At 61.4% G+C, this 21092-nt stretch carries 18 protein-coding genes; 2 read left to right on the plus strand and 16 right to left on the minus strand.

What is annotated here, in order from left to right; genetic code table 11:
- Positions 1-378, plus strand: a 378-nt coding sequence (locus IC66_RS0129810) for a hypothetical protein (protein WP_038950116.1), incomplete at its 5' end; no start/stop codon positions are given.
- Between the two features lie 347 nt (positions 379-725).
- Here the strand turns inward: IC66_RS0129810 and IC66_RS0129815 are convergent.
- The 11 genes from IC66_RS0129815 to IC66_RS0129865 all read right to left on the minus strand — a co-directional run bounded on the left by IC66_RS0129815 (position 726) and on the right by IC66_RS0129865 (position 12155).
- The gene (locus IC66_RS0129815; protein ID WP_038950117.1) at positions 726-1625 is read right to left on the minus strand and encodes an alpha/beta fold hydrolase; all 900 of its coding nucleotides are present in this window, start codon (positions 1623-1625) and stop codon (positions 726-728) included.
- A gap of 96 nt (positions 1626-1721) precedes the next feature.
- A complete protein-coding gene (locus IC66_RS0129820) occupies positions 1722-2471 on the minus strand; it encodes a cache domain-containing protein (protein ID WP_083859355.1) in 750 nt (249 codons plus the stop codon).
- A gap of 226 nt (positions 2472-2697) precedes the next feature.
- Entirely contained in the window at positions 2698-4047 is a 1350-nt protein-coding gene (locus IC66_RS0129825; RefSeq protein ID WP_049806667.1) for an MFS transporter, read from the minus strand.
- A gap of 114 nt (positions 4048-4161) precedes the next feature.
- Positions 4162-5214, minus strand: a complete 1053-nt coding sequence (locus IC66_RS0129830; protein WP_038950121.1) for a leucyl aminopeptidase — start codon at positions 5212-5214, stop codon at positions 4162-4164.
- A complete protein-coding gene (locus IC66_RS0129835; RefSeq protein WP_028148924.1) occupies positions 5195-6085 on the minus strand; it encodes an alpha/beta fold hydrolase in 891 nt (296 codons plus the stop codon). The genes IC66_RS0129830 and IC66_RS0129835 overlap by 20 nt, the downstream gene beginning before the upstream one ends.
- Entirely contained in the window at positions 6082-6768 is a 687-nt protein-coding gene (locus tag IC66_RS0129840; protein ID WP_244429188.1) for an isochorismatase family protein, read from the minus strand. The genes IC66_RS0129835 and IC66_RS0129840 overlap by 4 nt, the downstream gene beginning before the upstream one ends.
- 63 nt (positions 6769-6831) lie before the next feature.
- The gene (locus IC66_RS0129845; RefSeq protein WP_038950123.1) at positions 6832-8043 is read right to left on the minus strand and encodes an FAD-dependent monooxygenase; all 1212 of its coding nucleotides are present in this window, start codon (positions 8041-8043) and stop codon (positions 6832-6834) included.
- 37 nt (positions 8044-8080) lie between these two features.
- Positions 8081-8569 (minus strand): (2Fe-2S)-binding protein, encoded by a 489-nt coding sequence (locus IC66_RS0129850; RefSeq protein ID WP_038950124.1) that lies wholly within the window; start codon positions 8567-8569, stop codon positions 8081-8083.
- Between the two features lies 1 nt (position 8570).
- On the minus strand, positions 8571-9440 hold the full coding sequence (locus tag IC66_RS0129855; RefSeq protein ID WP_038944659.1) for an FAD binding domain-containing protein: 870 nt from the start codon (positions 9438-9440) through the stop codon (positions 8571-8573).
- Positions 9441-9442: 2 nt separating this feature from the next.
- Positions 9443-9892 (minus strand): CoxG family protein, encoded by a 450-nt coding sequence (locus IC66_RS0129860; RefSeq protein ID WP_038944658.1) that lies wholly within the window; start codon positions 9890-9892, stop codon positions 9443-9445.
- Between the two features lie 4 nt (positions 9893-9896).
- Complete coding sequence (locus IC66_RS0129865; RefSeq protein WP_083859356.1) at positions 9897-12155, minus strand: xanthine dehydrogenase family protein molybdopterin-binding subunit; 2259 nt, start codon at positions 12153-12155, stop codon at positions 9897-9899.
- 422 nt (positions 12156-12577) lie between these two features.
- On the opposite strand from IC66_RS0129865, the gene IC66_RS0129870 reads away from it, so the two are divergent.
- On the plus strand, positions 12578-13048 hold the full coding sequence (locus IC66_RS0129870) for a MarR family winged helix-turn-helix transcriptional regulator (RefSeq protein WP_038944656.1): 471 nt from the start codon (positions 12578-12580) through the stop codon (positions 13046-13048).
- 879 nt (positions 13049-13927) lie between these two features.
- Here the strand turns inward: IC66_RS0129870 and IC66_RS0129880 are convergent.
- The 5 genes from IC66_RS0129880 to IC66_RS0129900 all read right to left on the minus strand — a co-directional run.
- Positions 13928-14467: an FAD-dependent oxidoreductase gene (locus IC66_RS0129880; RefSeq protein ID WP_028148929.1), complete on the minus strand. Its 540-nt coding sequence runs from the start codon at positions 14465-14467 to the stop codon at positions 13928-13930.
- A 159-nt stretch (positions 14468-14626) separates the two neighbouring features.
- Positions 14627-16801, minus strand: coding sequence for a methylmalonyl-CoA mutase (gene scpA / locus IC66_RS0129885; RefSeq protein WP_038950126.1), 2175 nt, complete (start codon positions 16799-16801; stop codon positions 14627-14629).
- A gap of 34 nt (positions 16802-16835) precedes the next feature.
- Positions 16836-18713 carry a methylmalonyl-CoA mutase family protein gene (locus IC66_RS0129890; RefSeq protein WP_028144460.1) on the minus strand — a complete coding sequence of 626 codons (1878 nt, stop codon included), beginning with the start codon at positions 18711-18713 and terminating at the stop codon, positions 16836-16838.
- A gap of 110 nt (positions 18714-18823) precedes the next feature.
- Positions 18824-20839, minus strand: coding sequence for an acetyl-CoA carboxylase biotin carboxylase subunit (locus tag IC66_RS0129895; RefSeq protein WP_038950127.1), 2016 nt, complete (start codon positions 20837-20839; stop codon positions 18824-18826).
- Between the two features lie 8 nt (positions 20840-20847).
- On the minus strand, positions 20848-21092 hold a 245-nt coding region (locus IC66_RS0129900; RefSeq protein ID WP_038950128.1), incomplete at its 5' end, for a carboxyl transferase domain-containing protein.

Here is a 21092-nt window from a genome sequence, read left to right on the forward strand (position 1 = left end):
GACCTGCCGACCCTGGAATACGGCCAGTACCATTTGATCTTGAACCCGCCGTCGAGGTGGCCGCAGGGCAGCGCCAAGTACTGGCACAAGGAGAAGGGCCGCGCCCGCGTCGACCTCAGCACCCAGCCAAACACGGTCCCGCTCTCCAAGGACGAGCCCGGCGTCATCCCGTTGACACGATGTGACCTGCTCGATGCCTGCGTGCGGAAATGCTTCAACTCCGAGCCGCCGATCCCGATGAAGACGAAGATCATCACCCACGCGGCAAGCGACGCCTATGCCCACCGACACGAGATCCGGTTGGAGTGGGAATACAAGAAAGGTTCGGACAAGCCGACGCTGCTGAACCTGACGATGGTCTGTCCGTATCGATCCTGATCTGCCGACGCAACCGGCTTCGATCGTCGCCCGCGCACTTGAGGTGCGCGGGCGTTTTGTTTGCCAGGGCCGCGCGCGCGTCGCGCCCGTCCCACCTCCCCTCATGGGCCTGCCGCAGCAAGATGATCCGCTGCCCTTCGCTCGCGCGCGCGGGTCGCCGCCTCAAGGGAGCGACCGCGCCGGTTTGAGAGGAGCGGCCGATGCCCGTTGGACTCTTGGAGGTCGAAGGCACTATCGAGGTCGGCCAGTTCTGGCCGGAGGGGCGGTCGGACGCCGACACCACCAAGGTCGTGGTGAGCATGGCGCCGGACGCGAGCGAGCCATCTTCGCAGGTTGCGGACGCGCAACTAGCTATCGCTCCCAAAGAACCGATTCAGCTCATGGGCCGTCTGCTGTGGAATATCCTCCGGAAAGAAGTGTCCTCCATCGAGCGGCTTCCCTTGCACGTCATCGGCCCAGCTCCGCCAAAGCCCCAAGGGACCGCCCTCGCTCGCGTACCACGCGTTCAACGGGCCGCGACCACTCCAGAGAACCAGGACAGGGCAATCAATCCGCCGGCCGGAATTGCGATCCGCCAGATCGTGCTCGTGATCGATCGTTGCCGCCGCGCGATATTCCTCGCAGATCGCGTGAACATGCGCCTCATCGCGCAACGCCTCGACATAGGCTGCCCGGACCGCCGGACTGAAGCTGCCTGCTGCCGAACCCCAGCCATGGAGGGCATTGTCGACGACGGCGTCGGGAGCTGCGGACAAGAGCCGCTCAGGAAGAGGCTCTGGCTGCGCAAGCAACGACCATGGCCAATAGCCAACCGCCAATTTCTTGTCGGCGCGCTCCCAGGCATCGGCGATCGGAACGACGTCGAGGACGGCGAGCCGCTCCACGCGTTCGCCGTGGTCGAGTGCGAGCCGGTAAGCGACACGGCCACCGCGATCATGGCCGGCGACCGAGAAGCGGTCGAAGCCAAGGCGCGTCATGACGGACACCATGTCCTTTGCCATCGCACGTTTGGAATATGGCGCGTGGTCGGGGCCTGAGGGCGGACAAGCGCTGCGCCCATACCCGCGAAGGTCGGCGCAGACCACGGTGAAGTCTTGCGCGAGCAATGGCGCAACGTCTCGCCACATCAGATGCGTCTGGGGAAATCCGTGCAGCAGGAGAATGGCCGGTCCCGACCCGGCCCGACGTATGAAGATCCGCGCTTCCTCCGCCTGAACATCGGCGGCCTCGAAATCCTCGAACTTCATTGGACCAGCCCTTCCGAATGACAGACGCCCGGAAAGCAAGTGCCGGATGGGCCCGGCGACAAAGATGACGCGCGGATCGAGACCGTGTTCCTTCAATCATGAGTGCTGTTGCGCGCGGCATGCACGCCCATGGAGCGGCGGCCCGTCATGTCCTATCCGAACCAGCACCAAAGAATCGCAGCTCCGCGCGATCGCCCCCAAAACAAAAATGGCCCCGAGGAACCAGGCGATGACACCCGAGACCAGTCCGATCACGATGATGGCACCCCCGAGCGACCACATGATCGGTTGCAGCTTGGCATCAAGATCATCCAGATACGCGCCGGAACCGACGAACATGTCCCATCCGGGAATGCCTACCGCGTAGGACAGCTTCCTGATCGGCTCCTTTTCGCCGGGCCTCATAAACTCGTAACGCAGCACGACATCGCCGTTCGCCGCCACGCCGTCCCGCAGTTCGCGGATCAGCGCACGTCCGTTGGTCTTGCCGTCAAGACGATTGACCCCAATTGTCTTTGGATCCTGAGAGGCGACCGCGACACCTTCCATCGTATTTGCGAAAATATAGCCCGCGCCCTTGTCATACGTCATCGTCTGAGCACGGCGGGAGAATTCAGCAATTGCCGCCTCTTTGGTGAGTTGGCCTGCCTCGACTTGCTTCTGCAAGCCTAATGCAAAGTTCTTGGCGATCTCGACGATGGCGCGGGTCTGTTCGACACGCGAATTGATCATTTCCTTCTGCATCAAATAGCCCGCAAGCAATCCAGCTGAGAAGAGGCCCAGCATCGAGATCGCAACTAGAATGCTGATCTTGGGAGTGATCGGCAGGTTATTGAGTGATTTCAAGGAACGTCTCCAAGGCAACTGCCCGGCGGGCTCAGGCGCATAGATTATTGCTTGTATACAAGTGATCGGTTTTAGGTTTCGTTACAGCCGCTACAAGTCGGCCAACACTTGCGCCATGTTGACCAGGATCGGATGACGGAGTGCCAGCTCCTTTCCACTGCGCATGCATCGACGAGATGAGCAGGTCGACAACCCTCATCTCGCCGGTCAAGCCCTTCCACCAGCGTCAAACGCTCGACACCGACGCAGCCTTCATCGTGGCCTCCGTTTCCGTGTCGACCTTGAAGCCCTTCGCGGACAAATCCCGGCCGAGGGTCTCGGGCAGCAAAAGAGAGGCGAGAATGAAGACGGCCGCAGCGGGAAGGGCCACCGCAACCATGCCGTTGAGAAGGCTTCCGCCGAAATGGGCGGCCGCAAGTGGCACGATCACAGGGGCTATGCTGCCGAGCCCGCGACCTCCCATATAGAATGTAGACACCGCTGTCGCACGCAGGTTGACCGGATAGAGCTCCGAGACCCAGACGCCCGTCACACCCAGCGCGACGTTGCCAATGCCGAAGCCGATGTAGAGCCAGAACATCGGCCACTCAGTCTTCGATCCCACGTAGAGCTGGCTCCCCCACACAGCCATACCGACCAAAGACCCGACCCAGAACAGCGCGGGCACGAGGGCTCCGAAGCGGCGGCCAGCCCTGTCGTTGAAAAAGCCGTTCGCGAGGTAGCAAATGCCGCTGACCACCGAGAGCAGAACGGCTGTCGTGCGAACGACATCACCTGGCGTATGCATATCGCGCAGCAGCAGTGTCGGAATAAAGGAGACTACGCTGTAGTAGCAGAGCATGTAGCTCATCAGCCATACGAAGGCGATGACGGTCTGCCGTGCCAGCCCATTGCGGAAGAGATCCGCAAGGGGAAGTGTGCGGGCTTCTGCGGTGACCTGACCGGCCTTGCGTTGCGCCTCATACTCCAGCCAGATCTTGGATTCAGGCATAAAGAAACGAATGAAGATGATCAGCAGGATGGGCACACCGCCACTCAGTAGGCCGATGCGCCAGCTCCACTCGTCGCTGAACGTCGCAATCAGCCAGATGCCAACGATTGAAGCCGTGGATGACGCGATCACGGCACAGCCTTGGAGCGCGGCCGCGCCCAAACCTCGGCTGCTCTTTTTCCAGGCCTCGTTGAAGAGCACCATGCCTACGCCATACTCGCCGCCAAGACCGATGCCCGTGATCAACCGCAGCACGGCAAGCGACCAGTAATTCCATGCGAAGGCCGAAATGATCGCGGCAACCGAGAACAGCGCGATTGTGAGTTGAAGCGAGGTCTTTCGGCCAAGTCGATCACCAACGATCCCAAACAGCGCGCCGCCAATGGCCGACCCGAACAATGTCAGAGCCTGCAGTGAACCGACCTCGGCCAACGATAGCGACATCGACCGTTGGATCGCGGGCAAAAGAAACGGAAAGATCAGAACATCGTAGAAGTCGAGAATGTAGCCCAGCATCGCCGAGATCATAATCGAATACCGTTGCCTCGCCGTGTAATCTTCCGAAGTTCCGATCGCCGTAGACATGTGGTGCGCTTCCCGTTGAGAGAACTGGACAATTGATGGTCGTTATCGAAACGCTTTCCGCGTCGTTGGGAGTCGCAAATGCGGCTCCGAGCACCGATTTTGATGCGCGGGGGCCTAGCGGCCCGGCGCTCTCAATTCCGGATAAGCAAAGTCGCCCTTGTCGAGGATGTGGATATCGTCGAGCCACAGGCTGCAGCCGCGAAGCGGGATGTCCAAATGACACGGCGTGTCATTCGTACCGCCGAGCTCCGTGTTCGGCCCCGTCGAGAACAGGACGTTCCCGTAGAAGGAAAGCGCATTCATGATGTGCTCCGACGCGAGCTCCTGGGAGACCGCGATGTGGTGCCAGGTGGCACGCTCGTTCGATCCCCAGCCGATATGCGAGATCGCCCAGCCGCGCGGATCGCCGAAACTGTCGATATAGTTTTTGATGAGGAGCGCGTCCGTGCCCTCGCCCTTGAGGTCGACGATATAACCGTCCTTTACAGTCAGCGTGACCGGCGACTGGATGTAACGCTTGAACGCGCAGAGGATGTCACCGGGCATCAGCACGACCGTGCCGTTGACCTCGCCATCGGTCGCCTGGGTGAAGGCAAAGCCTGACGGGAAATGATCCCAGCGCCCGGGCTCATCCGTGTATCCGTATTCGGAAATGACCGGGTATTGCTTCAGGCCATAAGTTACGTCCGTTCCGCCGGGCGACGTGATCCGCATTTTGCTGGCCGACTGGAGGAGGGTTCGAGAAAGCTCCGTTCGCCGGCGCAGATCTTCGGTCGGGAACATCTTCTTGAGGATGTGGAACGGCTCCATCACGCGCAGGATGCGCGTGCCCGCTTCCTGAATTTCGGCTTGCTCGCGAGAGAACAGCAACCCCAGGAGATCGATCACCATGTCCACGCGCTTGAGCGTATCAATCGCCGGCTGGTTGCCCGTGAGCGCATGCCGGCCCTGCAGGCCCGCGACCTTGCCCTGGCCGTATTTGGGCACGTTGAGATGAAATGTCGTTGCGCCGAGGCTCTGCGCGGCCAGCATGAAGGCCTGGGCGTATTCCTGCTGATCCTCGCCGCCGCTCAGGACCGCAACGACTTCGCCCTTCGTCACCTTGCAGAGTGTCAGCTCGGCCTTGAAGATCTCGAGCATTTCAACATCAACGATTTGTCGGGACATCTTCACTGATCTCCTGTTTGCCGAACGTAGACACGCGGCCGTCGAACCGATCGCGTGGTCGCGCTAGAAGCTCTTCGACGATCAAAAGGAAGCCCTCGGTATCGTCGATCTGCATTTGGTGACCCGCGCTTTCCAGCGTCCTGATCGCGATCGACGGCAGCAATCCGCGAATTTCCGCTTCATCTTCGGGTCGAATGACCCCTCCCCGCCCGGCGACGATCAATGCGGTGGGAACGCCGAGATGGGCGAGGTCGCGGTGGATATCATCGTCATGAAAGCCGTTATGGCTCTCGATGAGAGCACGCTCGTCGCAGGTATGCATCCACTCGGCCCGAGTGCGGATGTGCAGCTCGGGCCACCGCGGAGCAGAGGGGCTTCGCAGCGCCGCGTCGGCTTCTCCGCGCTTCGCGCTTTGAAGCAATTTGAGAAGCGGTTCGACCGGAATCGGATAGGCGCGGCGTCCGGGACCGGAGACCGGCGGATCGACCAGTATCAGTTGGTCCATGAAAGATGGCCGCCAACGCGCGGCGCGGATTCCGATGCGGCCGCCCATCGAGTGGCCCAGCAGCGTATAAGGGCCCATTCCAAGCGCTTCAGCGAACCCGATGAGGTCGGATGCGTATGCGTCGAGCGAATAATTGAGATGCGGGCCGCTTTCGGAAAGGCCGCGACCGCGGACATCGAGCACGAAAACGTCGTGTCCGGAGCACAGGCGTTCTGCGATGAAGGCCCATTGCGCCGCAGTCGTCGAGATGCCAGGGACAATGATGATCGCCGGCCCGGCCCCGCCGAACCGCAAATAATGCTGCCGAATGCCGTTGGCGTGCACATTGGCGCCGTAAAGCAATCCGGATGCCGCGGCGCCGCTCACGTCTGCTGATCCTTTGTGTGGTCATCCGACAGCGCGCGAAGCCGCTCGATGGCGACCTGCGTCGGCATGACATCCGCGTATTTGCTGGCGATATCGAACAGGTTGACGGCGTGAGACGTGGGCGAGCGGTCGTAGACCGCATCGCTCGGCACAATTGATTTGAAGTTCAGCGCGCACGCATCCACAACCGAAGCCCGCACGCAGCCGCTGGTCGTGCAGCCGGTCACCACCAGCGAGTCGACGCCGGCACCAATCAGATAGGTCGCAAGCGGAGTGCCGAAGAACGCGCTTGCCTGAGTTTTCGGCAGCAGCAACTCGCCGGGCTCCGGAGCCACCTCTCGGACGAACTCGTAGCCCTCGGACGGGATCCGCATGATACCCGGGATCTTCGCGGAGAACGCGCCCTGGTCCTGGCCTACCTTCCGCGCGACATGCGGGAAAATCACCGGCCGTTCTTTCTCGCGAAACAGCCGCACCAACTCGGCGATGTGTGCGATCGCATGCCAACCGGCCTCGCCGCAGCTGGTGGGGTATTGCTTGATCGCGTCGCGGATCGGCATCGGCCGGTCGCCGACCGAACGATACTGCACGTCGATGACCAGCAACGCCGGTCGTCTGCCGAATCCCGCCGCACCACCCAGCCCTGCGAGGGCATAGGTCTCGCGCTCGTCCAGCGGTATCACGTCGTCCCAGGGTTGCCTGGTGCCAGTCACTGTTGCGCTCCAGAGGTCACAATCGTGAGCATGTCAGTGAAGCGGCGCGGTGGCCGCGTCGTACTGGTAGATCCAATCGTATCGCGCAGCCGTCGCGTCCGGTGCCCACTGGGTCTTGATGTAGTCACCCGCCGTCTCCGGCTTGCACAGCGCCTGGTTATGAAAGATCGGCAGCATGCCGGCCGCCGACTTTGCGACCTTGGTGGTGCGATCGAGCCGCAGGCCCTGATACGTCTTGAATACCGCCGCGATGTCATCGGGCTTCTCCTCGAAGCAACGGGCGAGGACGGATGCATCCTCCAGGGCCATGTTCACGCCCTGCCCGAGGTACGGCAGCATCGAATGGCAGGCGTCGCCGAGCAGGGTGACGCATCCCTTCGACCACGTACCCAGCGACGGCCGCACGAACAGTCCCCACTTGTTCAGGGTATCCACATTCTTGACCAGTTGGATGATGTCCGGATGCCAGCCCTCGAAGTCCTTCAGGCATTCCTCGACAGAACCCTTCTCCGACCAGGATTCGAGGAGCCAGTCGTCATGGTCGACCTGGCCCGAAAAGGTCATCATGACGGTGTTCTGCCAACGGACCGGATAGGCCGTGACATGAGCGGTGGGTCCGATCCAGGTTGCCACCTCGGGTTCGCGCTGATGCGGCGCAAGGCGGTCGACGGGCACGAGACCACGCCACGCGATGGCCTTCGTGTACTGGCTCTCGATGTTGCCGATGAGGCCAAGACGGACCTTCGAATGCGCACCGTCAGCGCCGATCAGCGCGCGCCCTTCGACTTCGGAGCCGTCAGCAAGCTTGGCCCGAACCCCTTCGTCGTCTTGACTGAACCCGACAACGTGGGCGCTCAGATGAATGGCGCCCGGCTTCAACTCGCGCACGCCGTCGACGAGAATCTTCAGCAGGTGAGCACGGAGCAGCAGATAGGGCTGATTGCGCGCCGCGTCGGAGCTGCGGTTGTAGAGGGGCCACCTATCACCGGTGTTCCAGAGCCGGATCGAGCGTCGCTCGGCCGCGATGCAGTTCTGCTCGACCTGTTCGGTGAGGCCGAGATCCCGAAGAACGCGCACGCCGTTCATGGAGATCCAAAGGCCGGCTCCGACCTCGCGCAACTCGGACGCTTGCTCAAATACGTCACAATCGATGCCGCGACGAAGCAGCGAAAGCGCCATCGCCAAGCCGCCGATGCCGGCGCCGGCAATGAGGACACTCGATTTACTGACCTGTTCAAGACTCATGATATCTCCAAACGACATTGCGCTATCTTGCGACGGGCTAGGCGGCGTCTTCGGAGACTTGCTCGGCGGCAAGGCTCCTTACGGCCTCGAAAATCTTGGTGTATCCGGTGCAGCGGCAGAGGTTGCCGTGCAGGTAGTGACGGATTTCTTCGTCAGTCGGGTGCGGCGTCGCCTTCAGCAACGCTGTGACAGCCATGATGAAGCCCGGAGTGCAAAAGCCGCACTGAAGGCCGCCGTGAAGCACGAACGCCTTCTGAATCCGCGACAGGCCCTCAGGCGGCGTTACGCCCTCGATCGTCGTGACCTCCCGCTGATCGACATCGACGGCGAGCGTGGTGCAACTCGAGATCGGCTCACCGTCGAGCAGAACGGTGCAGGCGCCGCACACCTCCATGTCACAGGAGCGCTTCGTCCCCTTGAGGCCAAGGCGATCCCGGATCAGGTCGATCAATAGCGTATGGGCAGGAACGTCGATCGCGATCGCCTGGCCGTTCAGCGAGAACGAAATGGGCAGCACATGTGTCATTTCACGCGCTCCCGGCTGCGGCGATCGCCTCGTCCGCGTTTCGCAGAAGCAAGACACCTGCAAGGTGCCGCTTATAGTCGGCGCCGCCATGCCGATCCTCGTTGACTTCAAGCTCATCCAGCGCCGTCGGGAGCGCCGCCTCGATAGCCGGGCGGACTTCCGCGACGGATATGCCCTGGAGGGTGTCTTCGACGGCCTTCAAAGGCTGAGGTCGCGAACCGAGCGCTCCGACCCGCACGCGGGCGCTTTTGATCGTCCTCTCGCCGACGCCTAGCGACCAGGCCATCGCGACATTCACCGAGGGCCTCTCACCATGCTTGAACCGCCGATAGGTCACCGGACCGGTAGGGCGCGAAAACGCAATGACTGTCAGAAGCTCATCCGGCTCCCGCACCGTTTCCAGCTCACTCCGGATGAAATCGTCAGCGTGAACGACACGCGTACCGCTGGGGCCAATAAGCACCAGCCGTGCGTCCAAGGCCGCGAGCATAGTCAGCGGATCGGCGTGGGGCTCTCCGAAGCACAGATTGCCTCCGATCGTTCCAACGCTGCGGACCCTGACGTTTGCGACGTTGGCGCAGAGCGAGGACAGCGCCGGCACGTACTCGCGAATAACAGGATCATTGGCGATCTTGTTGTGCGTGCAGCGCGCACCGATTTCGATGTTATTCGCATCGTTCAGAGCAATGCGGTCAAGTCCGGGGATTCCCTTGATGTCGATGAGCCGGTCCGTATGGATGACGCGCATCTTCATCGCCAGCAGCAGTTCGGTTCCGCCGGAGTAGAACATGCCATCACCGGACTGTCCGACCGCACGCACGGCGCCTGCGATCGTCGAAGGCCTCTCGAATTCGAAGGGTGATGGCAGCATGATCAGGTCGCGCCCAACATTTCTTTGAGCCGCTTCTCGAACTCATCGAAGTTCTGATCGACGCGACGCTTGATGACGCCGAACCCCATAGTCGCGAGGCGACCTTGCACGTCGACCTTCGCGTCTACGGCGAATGTGGACCCCGCCCCTTCCGGCGTCACGGTCACGTCGAGAACCACCGCCAGCCTCGTCCCGGTGATCTTGTCGCGGCCCGTGGCGCGCGTGCGGACGTGAAATGGCTCCGTTATCGATTCAACGATGATGTCGGCGGGGACCTCGACCTTGAACGGGCCGATCTTCTGTTTGACGGTCGCTTTGTAAGTTGCAAGCCGCTCGATTTCCTCGACGTTTTCGCAGCCGGGGATGCAACCCGATATGCGAGGGACGTCAAGCAGCGTGCTCCAAAGCTCCGCCGGCGTCGCTGGCACCACCATCGACATATTGAATTCCATGAATTCAGTTCCTCTTCTGCAGGGCGCGCCATACCTTTTCGGGCGTCATTGGCAGCTCGGTGATCCGAATGCCGTAGGTGGAGAACAGCGCATTGGCGATCGCGGGCGCGACCGGAAGGATCGCTCCCTCGCCCATTCCCTTGGCGCCGCCTGGACCAGGACCGTCCCCGTTTTCGACAAGGATGGTGTCAAACACGGGGGGAACGTCAGAGATGCGCGGTATCGAATAATCGATCGGCGTCGCATTGATGGGCTGACCATCCTCGAACTCCAGCACTTCATAAAGCGCGTGTCCGAGGCCCATGATAGCAGCCCCCTCGTCCTGCCCTTCCGCCGCAACGCGATTGATCGCGCGGCCGACGTCAGCGGCGCTGGCATATCGGGGGACACGGATCTCGCCGGTGCCTTCATCGACAACGATTTCAGCAAGGCCCGCGGAAGTCTCCCAGAACAGAGGGGACTCGGCCAGGGCGCCCTTCTTCGAGCGCGGCGTAATCGCGCCGCGGCCGATGACCTCTCCCGAGTCGACACCCAGCGTGCGGTGAAAAATCTGATGGAAAGTGAGAACCTCTGATCCGGTAGAGACACCCCCCTCAACAAGCGACAGGTTCTCCCGGGGAAGCTCCCAAACATCAGCAACCATTTCGAGGATCTGATCGGCTGCGTCGATTGCGGCATTCTCGACGGAAAGGCCGACGACCACGGTCGATCGGCTTGCGCCTGTGCCCCAGTCGTAAGGGGCGACGGCCGTATCGGTGCGCAAGACGGTTACCGCGGAGGCCGGCTGCTTCAAGGTCTGCGATGCGATGCGCGCCATGGCCGCGTGCGCGCCCTGGCCGACTTCAATGCTGGAGACCGAAACTAGGATCGACCCGTCGATCTTGAGACGTACGATCGCGTTGCTGATCGGCGTATTGGCCGGATCGGTTGCGGCGACTGCCAGTCCGCACGCCTGCCGGTTGGAGGCCTTCACCTCCGATGCGAACGACTGGGTCACCCGGCCTATCAGCTCGCTCATATCCATATCGAGCGCCCGCAAATCGGGGCGGATGCGCTCACCGCGGGACGCCAAATTCAGCAACCGAAACTCGGACGGATCCATGCCGATTGCCGCCGCGACATTATCCATGTGCGATTCTTTGGCCCAAACAGCTTGCGGCCCTCCGATCGAGCGGAAGGCCGCACCTGGAACGGTGTTCGTGTAGACCGCGCACGCCTCAAGACGCAGATTGGGCACCACGTAGGGGCCCATGATGCGATTTGCCGATTTCGTGGCGACCGCTGAGCCTGTGTCGGAATATGCCCCGCCATCGAGCAGCAGTTTGGCGCTCTTGGCGAGGATCCGTCCCTTGGCGTCCAAAGCCGTTCGAATCGTGATGTCGGCGCCCAACCTTCGGCAGGTGAGCATTGATTCAGTCATGGATTGCGCAACGCGAACCGGGCGCTGCACCTTCCACGATGCAGCGGCAACCAAAGGTTCGATCTTCACCGAGGCCTTGCCGCCAAACCCTCCGCCGACAAACGGAACGATCACGCGGACCTTGGCCAACTGCAGTCCGTAGAGCCGTGAGAGCACCTTCTGAACAGCGGTCGGCGTTTGTGCACCTGCCCAAACCGTCAGAGAGTCCCCCTGGAAATCCGCAATGACCGCATGCGGCTCCATTGCGAAGTGAGAAATGGCCGGGAAGGTGAAGCGGTCTTCGTGGATGTAGGCCGCGGCCGCCTCTGCAGCATCAACGTCTCCGACGTTGTTCCGGTAAGTGTGGAAAATGTTGCTGTTCTGGGTCGGCCGGGCGCCGCCCTTGAAATAAAAGTCTTCCAGATTTTCATGGCGCTCGTGGATGAGCGGCGCTTCTTCCGCCAGGGCTTCCTGGATGGTCGTTGCGCGCGGAAGGTCGTCGTATTCCACATCGACTAGTTCTGCGGCGTTTTCTGCGATCTCGATTGTCTCCGCGATCACCACGGCGACGGGTTCGCCCACATATCTCACGCGGTCGGTCGCAATGATCGGCCGGTCTTTAAGCACAACGCCCCAGTTACCGAACGAGGCGACGTCTTCGCCGATTAGCACGTCCACAACGCCGTCCATGGCCCGCGCAACGCGCGAATCGATCGAAGCGATGCGGGCATGAACGGCTGGCGAGCGAACCACAAACCCATGCAGCATCCCCGGAACCGTCAGGTCGGTAACGTACTCGGCGCGTCCCGTAACCTTTTCGATCAGGTCGGACCGAACGGAACTCATGTTGTCAATCGCCGACATACGCAAATCCGATAGTACTTTGGCGCGCCGGTCCGTAAGGCGTGTAGCCAAGGCCCCGGGGAGCAATCTCAGGACACTACGACATTTATCACTTGTATGCAAGTGCTGCACTCGCTTGCAAGTTATGAGATGTCCTCTTCCCGTGATCGGAGGCAAGCCAGGAGCGAATCGGTCTAGCCCAGCGCGTGCGAGAATGGGTTTGCCTCTTAGGCGGAGCGGATTTCGATATGCGAACGACGGACGCATCGAAGCGAGCCACTGCCGGGGCTCTCAACGAAGCAAATCGCATTAAACAGAATGAAGTCGAACAAAGATGGATTTCCTAGGTCGGGAAATGTAGACAATCGGCCGGCACCGAAGACCTTCGGAGCTAGAAGCCTGTATTTCTTGAACTGAGGCAACCTACGGCAAGGAAGCAAAAAGTGGTGCAACCCAAGACAAAGCCGCGCGCGGCCGGGAAAGTGAAAGAAGCTATAGATTCGTACCGGCTGGATGACGCACCGGGCTTTTTGTTGCGAGTCGCGCTCCGTACTCACACGTCCATCTTTGCCGCTAAGATGATTGAAGAATTAACGGGGCCCCAATTCTCGACGCTAGCGAAATTGAAGGAGGTAGGTCCTTGCTCGCAAAACCACTTAGGACGGCTAATTCATTATGATTCGGCGACCATCACCGGCGTTATCAATCGCCTGAAATCTCGCGGCCTCATCAAGAGCTCCAAAGACCCTCTGGATCCGCGGCGACGCGAGATAGATTTGACCGAGAAGGGAAGACGGATAGCGGACGCAGCGATTGAAACTATTGGCGAGATTTCCGGCGAGACATTCGCTCCGCTGACCCAAGATGAATTTCGAGCGCTCACCGAAATCTTGAAGAAGATCATACGACGCTGATCAACCGGCTTCGAGCGGCACTAGATATCGTCAGCAGCCGAGAAAAAGGGCCCGGCGATCGCGCCGGGCCGAGTAGAGGGAGGAAAACGAAAGATCGCAAATCTTTCGCAGACGCCGAATGCGGAATTCGATCGCAGAAACCCAACGAACGACCTCCAGCAGCAATACTATCGTACATGTCAGACCGCATTTTGTGCTGAAGTCGGCACCTCTCCGCACCGTTTCCGGCATTTGACGGGTCGTACGATTTCGACAGCACGACAAAGAGCGCGCGCGAGACTTGGAAGGTCCCGATCACCAGGCTCCGCGCGTCCGGTAGTTCATTTCATCGCCCGGCTCCGATCTCGCAATGCCCGCACCGCCGTACCCGCCTCTGCAATTCAGAGATCCGAATCTCCTGCCAAGGGATGACTGCCGGTCCTCGTTGCGTCGATGAGTATCTATTCCTCTAATCTGCGCGTTGAATGAATCGTGCTAGTAACCCGAGGGGCTGTCCTCAATCGTCCCTACCTAGCGCGCGGAGTATCTTCCTTCTATAGCTCGCCAGGTCGAACAGGAGTCTTGGCACTCTTTTGAGCGCAATCGCCTTGCCCTCGATTGCGAGATGTAGAACTCGTACCAATCTGGCAAGACCAAGTTCTACAAACGCGAGCCGAACATGCGGATCGTTCACAATCCTGAGCTGGTTGTGTACAATGACGATGGATGCCGCGAGATCAGGTTTCCTCTCCAGAACGAAGTCTCGACATGCCGCGGCAAATTCCTCCTCTTGAACGCTCAAAGGTACCTTTACTTCCCTGCGAGAACTTCCCGCCATATTCGGGTCCCCTATGAACAATCGGCAGCGAGGCACCTGAGCCGGCTCAGGTTTTTGGATTTCTAGTGGCTCGCCCGCTTGGTCGATCTCTTCGGACCCGGCAACACATCCGTGCAAACACCTTCATACACTTCGCCAGCCAGGCCTATTGTCTCTCCGAACGTCGGATGCGGATGGATGGTCTTGCTGAGATCAATTGCATCGGCGCCCATCTCGATCGCCGGGCAGATTTCTCCAATCATGTCGCCAGCGTGCGGGCCAACGATCACACCGCCGATGATGCGGTGCGTCTCTTGGTCGATGATCAGCTTGGTCATGCCATAAGACGCGCCCGAGGCGATCGCTCTGCCCGAGGCAGCCCACGGAAACTTCGCGGATCTAACGTGCCTGCCTGAGGAGGCCGCTTCTTGTTCCATGATGCCAACCCAGGCCACCTCAGGATCAGTGTAGCCGACGTTCGGGACGATCTTCGCGTCAAATAAGCTCTTGAGCCCGGCAGCCGCTTCTGCCGCGACATGCCCCTCGTGAACCGCCTTATGGGCGAGCATCGGGTTACCCGCGACATCGCCGATCGCGAAAATATGAGGCAAATTCGTCCGCATTTGCCTATTGACTGCAACGAAACCTTTGCGTCGCATCTTACACCAATCTTCTCCAAGCCCAGATATGCGCTGTTCGGCACTCTGCCTGCGGACTGCAGGATCAATTCGTAAGTTCGACGCCCCGGCTTTGAGCTTTCAATCTGGACCGATACGCCGTTACTATCTGCCGTGGCGCTTACTATTTGCCGCCTCACTGTGCCCGAGCCGAGCATTGAGCTTCTGGATCAGCTGATCCGCGGCATCGGCGATCACCGTCCCGGGCGGGAAGATCGCCTCGGCACCGGCCGCGTAGAGCGCATCGTAATCCTGCGGCGGCACCACGCCACCGACAATGATCATGATGTCGTCGCGGCCCTGCTTCTTCAGCGCGGCTTTCAGCTCCGGCACGGCGGTCAGATGCGCGGCGGCGAGCGAGGAGACGCCGAGAATGTGCACGTCGTTCTCGACGGCCTGTCGCGCCGCTTCGTCGGCGGTGGCGAACAGCGGCCCGATGTCGACGTCGAAGCCGATGTCGGCGAAGGCGGACGCGATCACCTTCTGGCCGCGGTCGTGGCCGTCCTGGCCGATCTTGGCGACCAGGATGCGCGGACGGCGCCCTTCCGCTTCCTCGAAGGCATCGATCATCGCCTGAACCTTCTCGACCCGGTTGCCCATGCTGGAGGCCTCACGCTTGTAGACGCCGGTGATGGACTTGATCTCGGCGCGGTGCCGGCCGAACACCTTCTCCATCGCGTCCGAGATTTCGCCGACGGTCGCCTTCGCCCGTGCGGCGTCGATCGCGAGCGCGAGCAGATTGCCATTGCCTTCACCGGCAGAGCGCGTGATCGCGGCCAGCGCGGCATCGACGTCCTTCTGGTTCCGCTCGGATTTCAGCCGCTTCAGCTTGTCGATCTGAAGCCGCCGGACATTGGTATTGTCGACCTTGAGGATGTCGATGGGGGTCTCATCCGTCGGCTTGTACTTGTTGACGCCGATCACCGCCTGCTTGCCGGCATCGATGCGGGCTTGGGTCTTGGCAGAGGCTTCCTCGATGCGCAGCTTGGGCACGCCGGCCTCGATCGCCTTGGCCATCCCGCCGAGCTCCTCGATCTCCTGGATGTGGCCCCACGCCTTGGCCGCGAGGTCGCGGGTGAGGCGCTCGACGTAATAAGAGCCGCCCCAGGGATCGATGATGCGGGTGGTGCCGCTCTCCTGCTGGAGGAACAGCTGGGTGTTGCGTGCGATGCGCGCCGAGAAGTCGGTCGGCAGCGCCAGGGCCTCGTCGAGCGCGTTGGTGTGCAGCGACTGGGTATGGCCTTGCGTCGCCGCCATCGCCTCCACCGTCGTGCGCATCACGTTGTTGAAGACGTCCTGCGCGGTGAGCGACCAGCCGGAGGTCTGGGAATGCGTGCGCAGGGACAGCGAGCGCGGGTCCTTCGGATTGAAGGGCTTCAAGAGCTTGGCCCAGAGCAGGCGCGCGGCGCGCAGCTTGGCGACCTCCATGAAGAAGTTCATGCCGATCGCCCAGAAGAACGACAGCCGCGGCGCGAAGCGGTCGACGTCGAGACCTGCGGCGATGCCGGCCCTTAAGTATTCGACACCGTCGGCGAGCGTATAGGCGAGCTCGAGGTCCTGCGTCGCGCCGGCTTCCTGCATGTGATAGCCGGAGATGGAGATCGAGTTGTACTTCGGCATCTTCTGCGAGGTGTAGGCGAAGATGTCGGAGATGATCCGCATCGAGGGCGCAGGCGGATAGATGTAGGTATTGCGCACCATGAACTCTTTCAGAATGTCGTTCTGAATCGTCCCTGAAAGCTTCTCCGGCGGCACGCCCTGTTCCTCGGCGGCGGCGACGTAGAGCGCGAGGATCGGCAGCACAGCGCCGTTCATAGTCATGGATACGCTCATCTGGTCGAGCGGGATCCCCGCGAACAGCGTGCGCATGTCGTAGATGGAATCGATCGCAACGCCGGCCATGCCGACATCGCCGCCGACCCGCGGATGATCTGAGTCATAGCCGCGATGGGTGGCGAGGTCGAAGGCGACCGAGAGACCCTTCTGCCCGGCGGCGAGGTTGCGGCGGTAGAACGCGTTGGAATCCTCCGCCGTGGAGAAGCCGGCATATTGCCTGACCGTCCAGGGCTGGTTGACATACATGGTCGGGTAGGGACCGCGCAGGAACGGCGCGATGCCTGGCCAGGTCTCAAGGAAATCGAGCCCGGCGATATCTGCTTCTCCGTATGCTGACTTGACCGGAATGCCCTCCGGAGTCACCCACGGATCGACGGAAACAGAAGAAGCGGCGACCGAGCACCTTTCGAAAGCAATACTTGCAAAATTCGGGATAACGCTGATGGATGACATCTGAGTGTTCGCGTTCGATTGTCGATTATCCGGAACCCTTCGGGTTTTGGATCCGGTTGTAAGCGGCATTTAGCGTTGCCAAGGCGTCGCAACTGACGTGAATAAAGCTGCAGATGCCAGCCCGCCGAAACGCGGCCTCGGATTGAGAGGGAAGTCCCGCCAAATAGATGTGCCTAGCTCCGACTTGCTGAAGCGCGTGGGCGGAGATTTCGGCGCGCTCCGCATAGATCTTATCGCTGGAGCAAAGGCAGGCAAGTTCGGCACCAGATCCCGTGAATGCGAGGGCAAGCTCGGCTGGGTCGGCGAAGCCGGCGCCGTCGATAGCCTCAATTCCTCCCGCTTCGAAGAAGCTCTTGGCGAATGTCGCGCGGGCCGTAAAGTCGGTCGGTGTGCCGAGATTAGCAAGAAACACTCGCGGCCGCGCGCCGAGTAGCTTCAATATCGCATCGGACTTATCGCGGAGCGATTCGAAGGGTTCCGCAAGCCGGATCGGCGGCAGTGCGTCGAATACGAATTTCTGATCAAAGCTAGGCGGAAGAGCCATCGGTCTTACGCTTAGTACCGCCGCTGCGCCTTCGCCAAGGTTTGCGAACTCGCTCACTCCGGTCAGCGGGTCGCTGCGTTTCGCGAGATTTGCACGGCGCGCTGTGCGTGTAGCTGTGATCTTCGCCTGAAGCGTTCCTTGCTGTAGAGCGGCAAAAATGCCGCCCGCATTTTCAGTCTCTTGAAAACTCCTCCAGGCCGCGTCGCAAAGCTCCGTTGTTAGCGCCTCAATGCCGCCAGCACCTGCGGCAGGATCGCTAACCTTGGCAAGATTGCTTTCCTCCAGCAGCAGAAGCTGCGTGTTGCGGGCCACGCGCCGGGCAAACGAGTCTGGAAGGCCGAGCGCCAACGTGTGCGGCAGAACTGTGATCGCATTGGCACCGGCGATTCCCGCAGAGAATGTCGCCAAGGTAGCGCGCAACATGTTTACGTAGGGATCGCGCCGGGTCAACATGCGCCAGGACGTGTCAGCCGCAATGAACAGCGGCCTCGGCGCCACACCGCACGCCGATTCGATGCGCGCCCAGAGGAGCCGCAACGCGCGGAATTTAGCCATAGTCAAAAACTGGTCGGCGTCAGCAGTGAGTCGCGCATAGATCATACTTCGCGCTTGATCCAGCGGAATGCGCGCCGCCTCCATAGCGTGCAGATATGCCACGCCGCAGGCGAGCACAAAGGCAAGCTCCTGCACTTCTGAGCCGCCGGCGTCATGAACGATACGCCCGTCGCTCGCGGCAAACGGCCCCTTGAACCCCAGCGTTACAAGCCCTTTGATCGTGCTGGCAACGTTCCGTGCGATTTCTTCCCAAGTGTATGGACTGCGTCCGCTTAGGGCGCACGCGCCCAGCGGATCGAGCCCAAATCGAATGTCGCAGACGGCAGGATCGAGACCGACCGACTTCACATATTCCGCAACATGGATCGCGGTCTTACGCCCGTCTGTACCAATTTGAAGTTCAATCCCGATGCCGGCATCAAGGTGGACGTCCTTTAAAGCTTTGGCGACGGCACCTGCCGTTTGATCGAGACCGAACCCGCGGCTGCAGTTGGCGCCGGCAAAGACGAGCGCCAGGCCCGTCGCCCCATTCTCCAGATCGTGAAGGGCCTGCCTATTGGCCGTCACCGCGTCTGGATGATCGATGCGCTGTATGATCTGCCAAGGCGCCGCGGGTGCCCGCCCGTCGACTAGTGCAATGTCTTTCGCGCGGAGATAAATCGGCTCGATTCTCAAGTCGTCGTACGTCCTACCAATCAGCTTTTCGAACGGCGCTCCCTTTAGCACGCCATCAACCAGCTTGTGCCAGTCCTGGCGTGAAGCAGGCGCAAAGCCCGATGCCAATGCCAACCGTTCGGTTTTCATCAAGTCCACCTAATCCCAAGTGACGCCGAGCTGCCCAACATGACTTCTGCCTGGAAGTAACCGGAATTCCTGCAGACAGGCTGCCCATCTCAGGTCGCCTCTTGCGGTGTTCAGGAAAACTCCAAAATCAGCGCGTCGACCGCAAGCGTCGCACCGGCACTGGCGTGGATCTTCTTCACGGCGCCGTCTTGCTCGGCGCGCAGCACGTTCTGCATCTTCATGGCTTCGACGACCGCGAGCGTCTCGCCGGCCTTGACCTCCTGCCCCTCCGTTACCGCGATCGAGACGATCAGCCCGGGCATCGGACACAGCAGCTTCTTGCCGGTATCGGCGGCCGTCGTCACCGGCATCAGCCGCGCCGAGGTCGCTTCCGCTTCGGTCCAGACATAGACCGGGACTTCGACGCCCTGATGCGCGAGGCGGATGCCGTTGGCAATCGGCCGCACCTGCACCGCGGCGAGGTGGCCGTCGATGGTGCCCTGCCAAACCGGATCGCCCGGCTTCCACGACGAGACCAGCAGATGCGAATTGCCGGCCTTGCCCTCGGCGTCGACGAAGCGGATCGCGATGGCGGCTCCATCGCGTGCGACCTCGAGCAAAATCTCCTGCCGATCGAGCCACACCGCGCGGCGGCGCTCGCGCTGCACGACGCGGCCGCCCATCTGGCCCGAGATCTGTCGCTTGCGCTCACCAAGCACGTGATCGATGGCGGCGCCGACTGCTGCGATGCGCCGGGCGACCTCGCCCTCCGGCACGCGCACCGCAAAGCCCTTGGGGAACTCCTCGGCGATGAAGCCGGTCGAGAGCCTTCCCTCGCGCCAGCGCGGATGATGCATCAAGGCCGACAGGAACGGAATGTTGTGGCGGATGCCGTCGACGTAGAACGAGTCCAGCGCAGTGGCCTGCGCCTCGATCGCAGCGGCGCGCGACGGGGCGTGAGTGACGAGCTTGGCGATCATCGGATCGTAATGGATCGAGATCTCGCCGCCCTCCTGCACGCCGGTGTCGTTGCGCACGCTGATGCCGCCCTCGCTCGCTTCCGCCGGCGGGCGATACTTCACCAGGCGCCCGATCGAAGGCAGGAAGTTGCGGAACGGATCTTCGGCGTACAGACGGGACTCCACCGCCCAGCCGGTCAGCGTGACGTCCTTCTGCGCCAGTGCCAGCTTCTCGCCGGCGGCCACGCGGATCATCTGCTCGACCAGGTCGACGCCGGTCACGAGCTCGGTGACGGGATGCTCGACCTGCAGGCGCGTGTTCATTTCCAGGAAGTAGAAGCTCTTGTCCTGGCCGGCGACGAACTCGACCGTGCCGGCGGAGTCGTAATTCACGGCCTTGGCCAGCGCGACCGCCTGCTCGCCCATCTTGCGGCGGGTGGCCTCGTCGAGCAGCGGCGACGGCGCCTCCTCGATGACCTTCTGATTGCGGCGCTGGATCGAGCATTCGCGCTCGCCGAGATAGATCACGTTGCCATGCTTGTCGCCCAGCACCTGAATCTCGATATGGCGGGGATCGACGATGAACTTCTCGATAAAGACGCGGTCGTCACCGAACGAGGCCTTGGCCTCGGCCTTGGCGAGGTTGAAGCCTTCGGCAACCTCGGAGGTCGAATGCGCGATGCGCATGCCCTTGCCGCCGCCGCCGGCGGAAGCCTTGATCATCACGGGATAGCCGATCTCGTCGGCGATCGTGACCGCGTGCTTGTCGTCCTCGATGACGCCGAGATAGCCCGGCACGGTCGAAACCTTGGCCTTGGCGGCCGCCTTCTTGGATTCGATCTTGTCGCCCATCGCCGCGATCGCGCCCGGGTTCGGGCCGATGAAGACGATGCCGGCGGCTTCCAGCGCGCGCGGGAACGCCTCGCGCTCGGACAGGAAGCCGTAGCCGGGATGCACGGCCTGTGCGCCGGTCTTCTTGCAAGCTTCGACGAGCTTCTCGATCACCAGATAGCTCTCGGCCGCCGCCGGCGGGCCGATCAGCACCGCCTCGTCGGCCATCTCGACATGCAGGGCATCGCGGTCGGCCTCGGAATAGACGGCAACCGTCTCGATTCCCATCTTGCGGGCGGTCTTGATGACCCGGCAGACGATTTCGCCGCGATTGGCGATCAGAATCTTCTTGAACACAGCTCTTCCTACAACGGAATGTTGTCGTGCTTCTTGGCCGGCATCTCGACCTTCTTGTCCCTAAGCATCTCCAGCGCGCGGGCGATGCGCTTGCGGGTCGAGTGCGGCATGATGACGTCGTCGATGTAGCCGCGTTCCGCCGCGATGAACGGCGACAGGAAGCGGTCTTCGTATTCCTTGGTGCGCGCCGCGATCTTGTCGGGGTCGCCGATGTCGGAGCGGAAGATGATCTCGACCGCGCCCTTGGCGCCCA

This window comes from Bradyrhizobium genomosp. III, from assembly GCF_000261705.1.
GTDB lineage: Bacteria > Pseudomonadota > Alphaproteobacteria > Rhizobiales > Xanthobacteraceae > Bradyrhizobium > Bradyrhizobium ottawaense.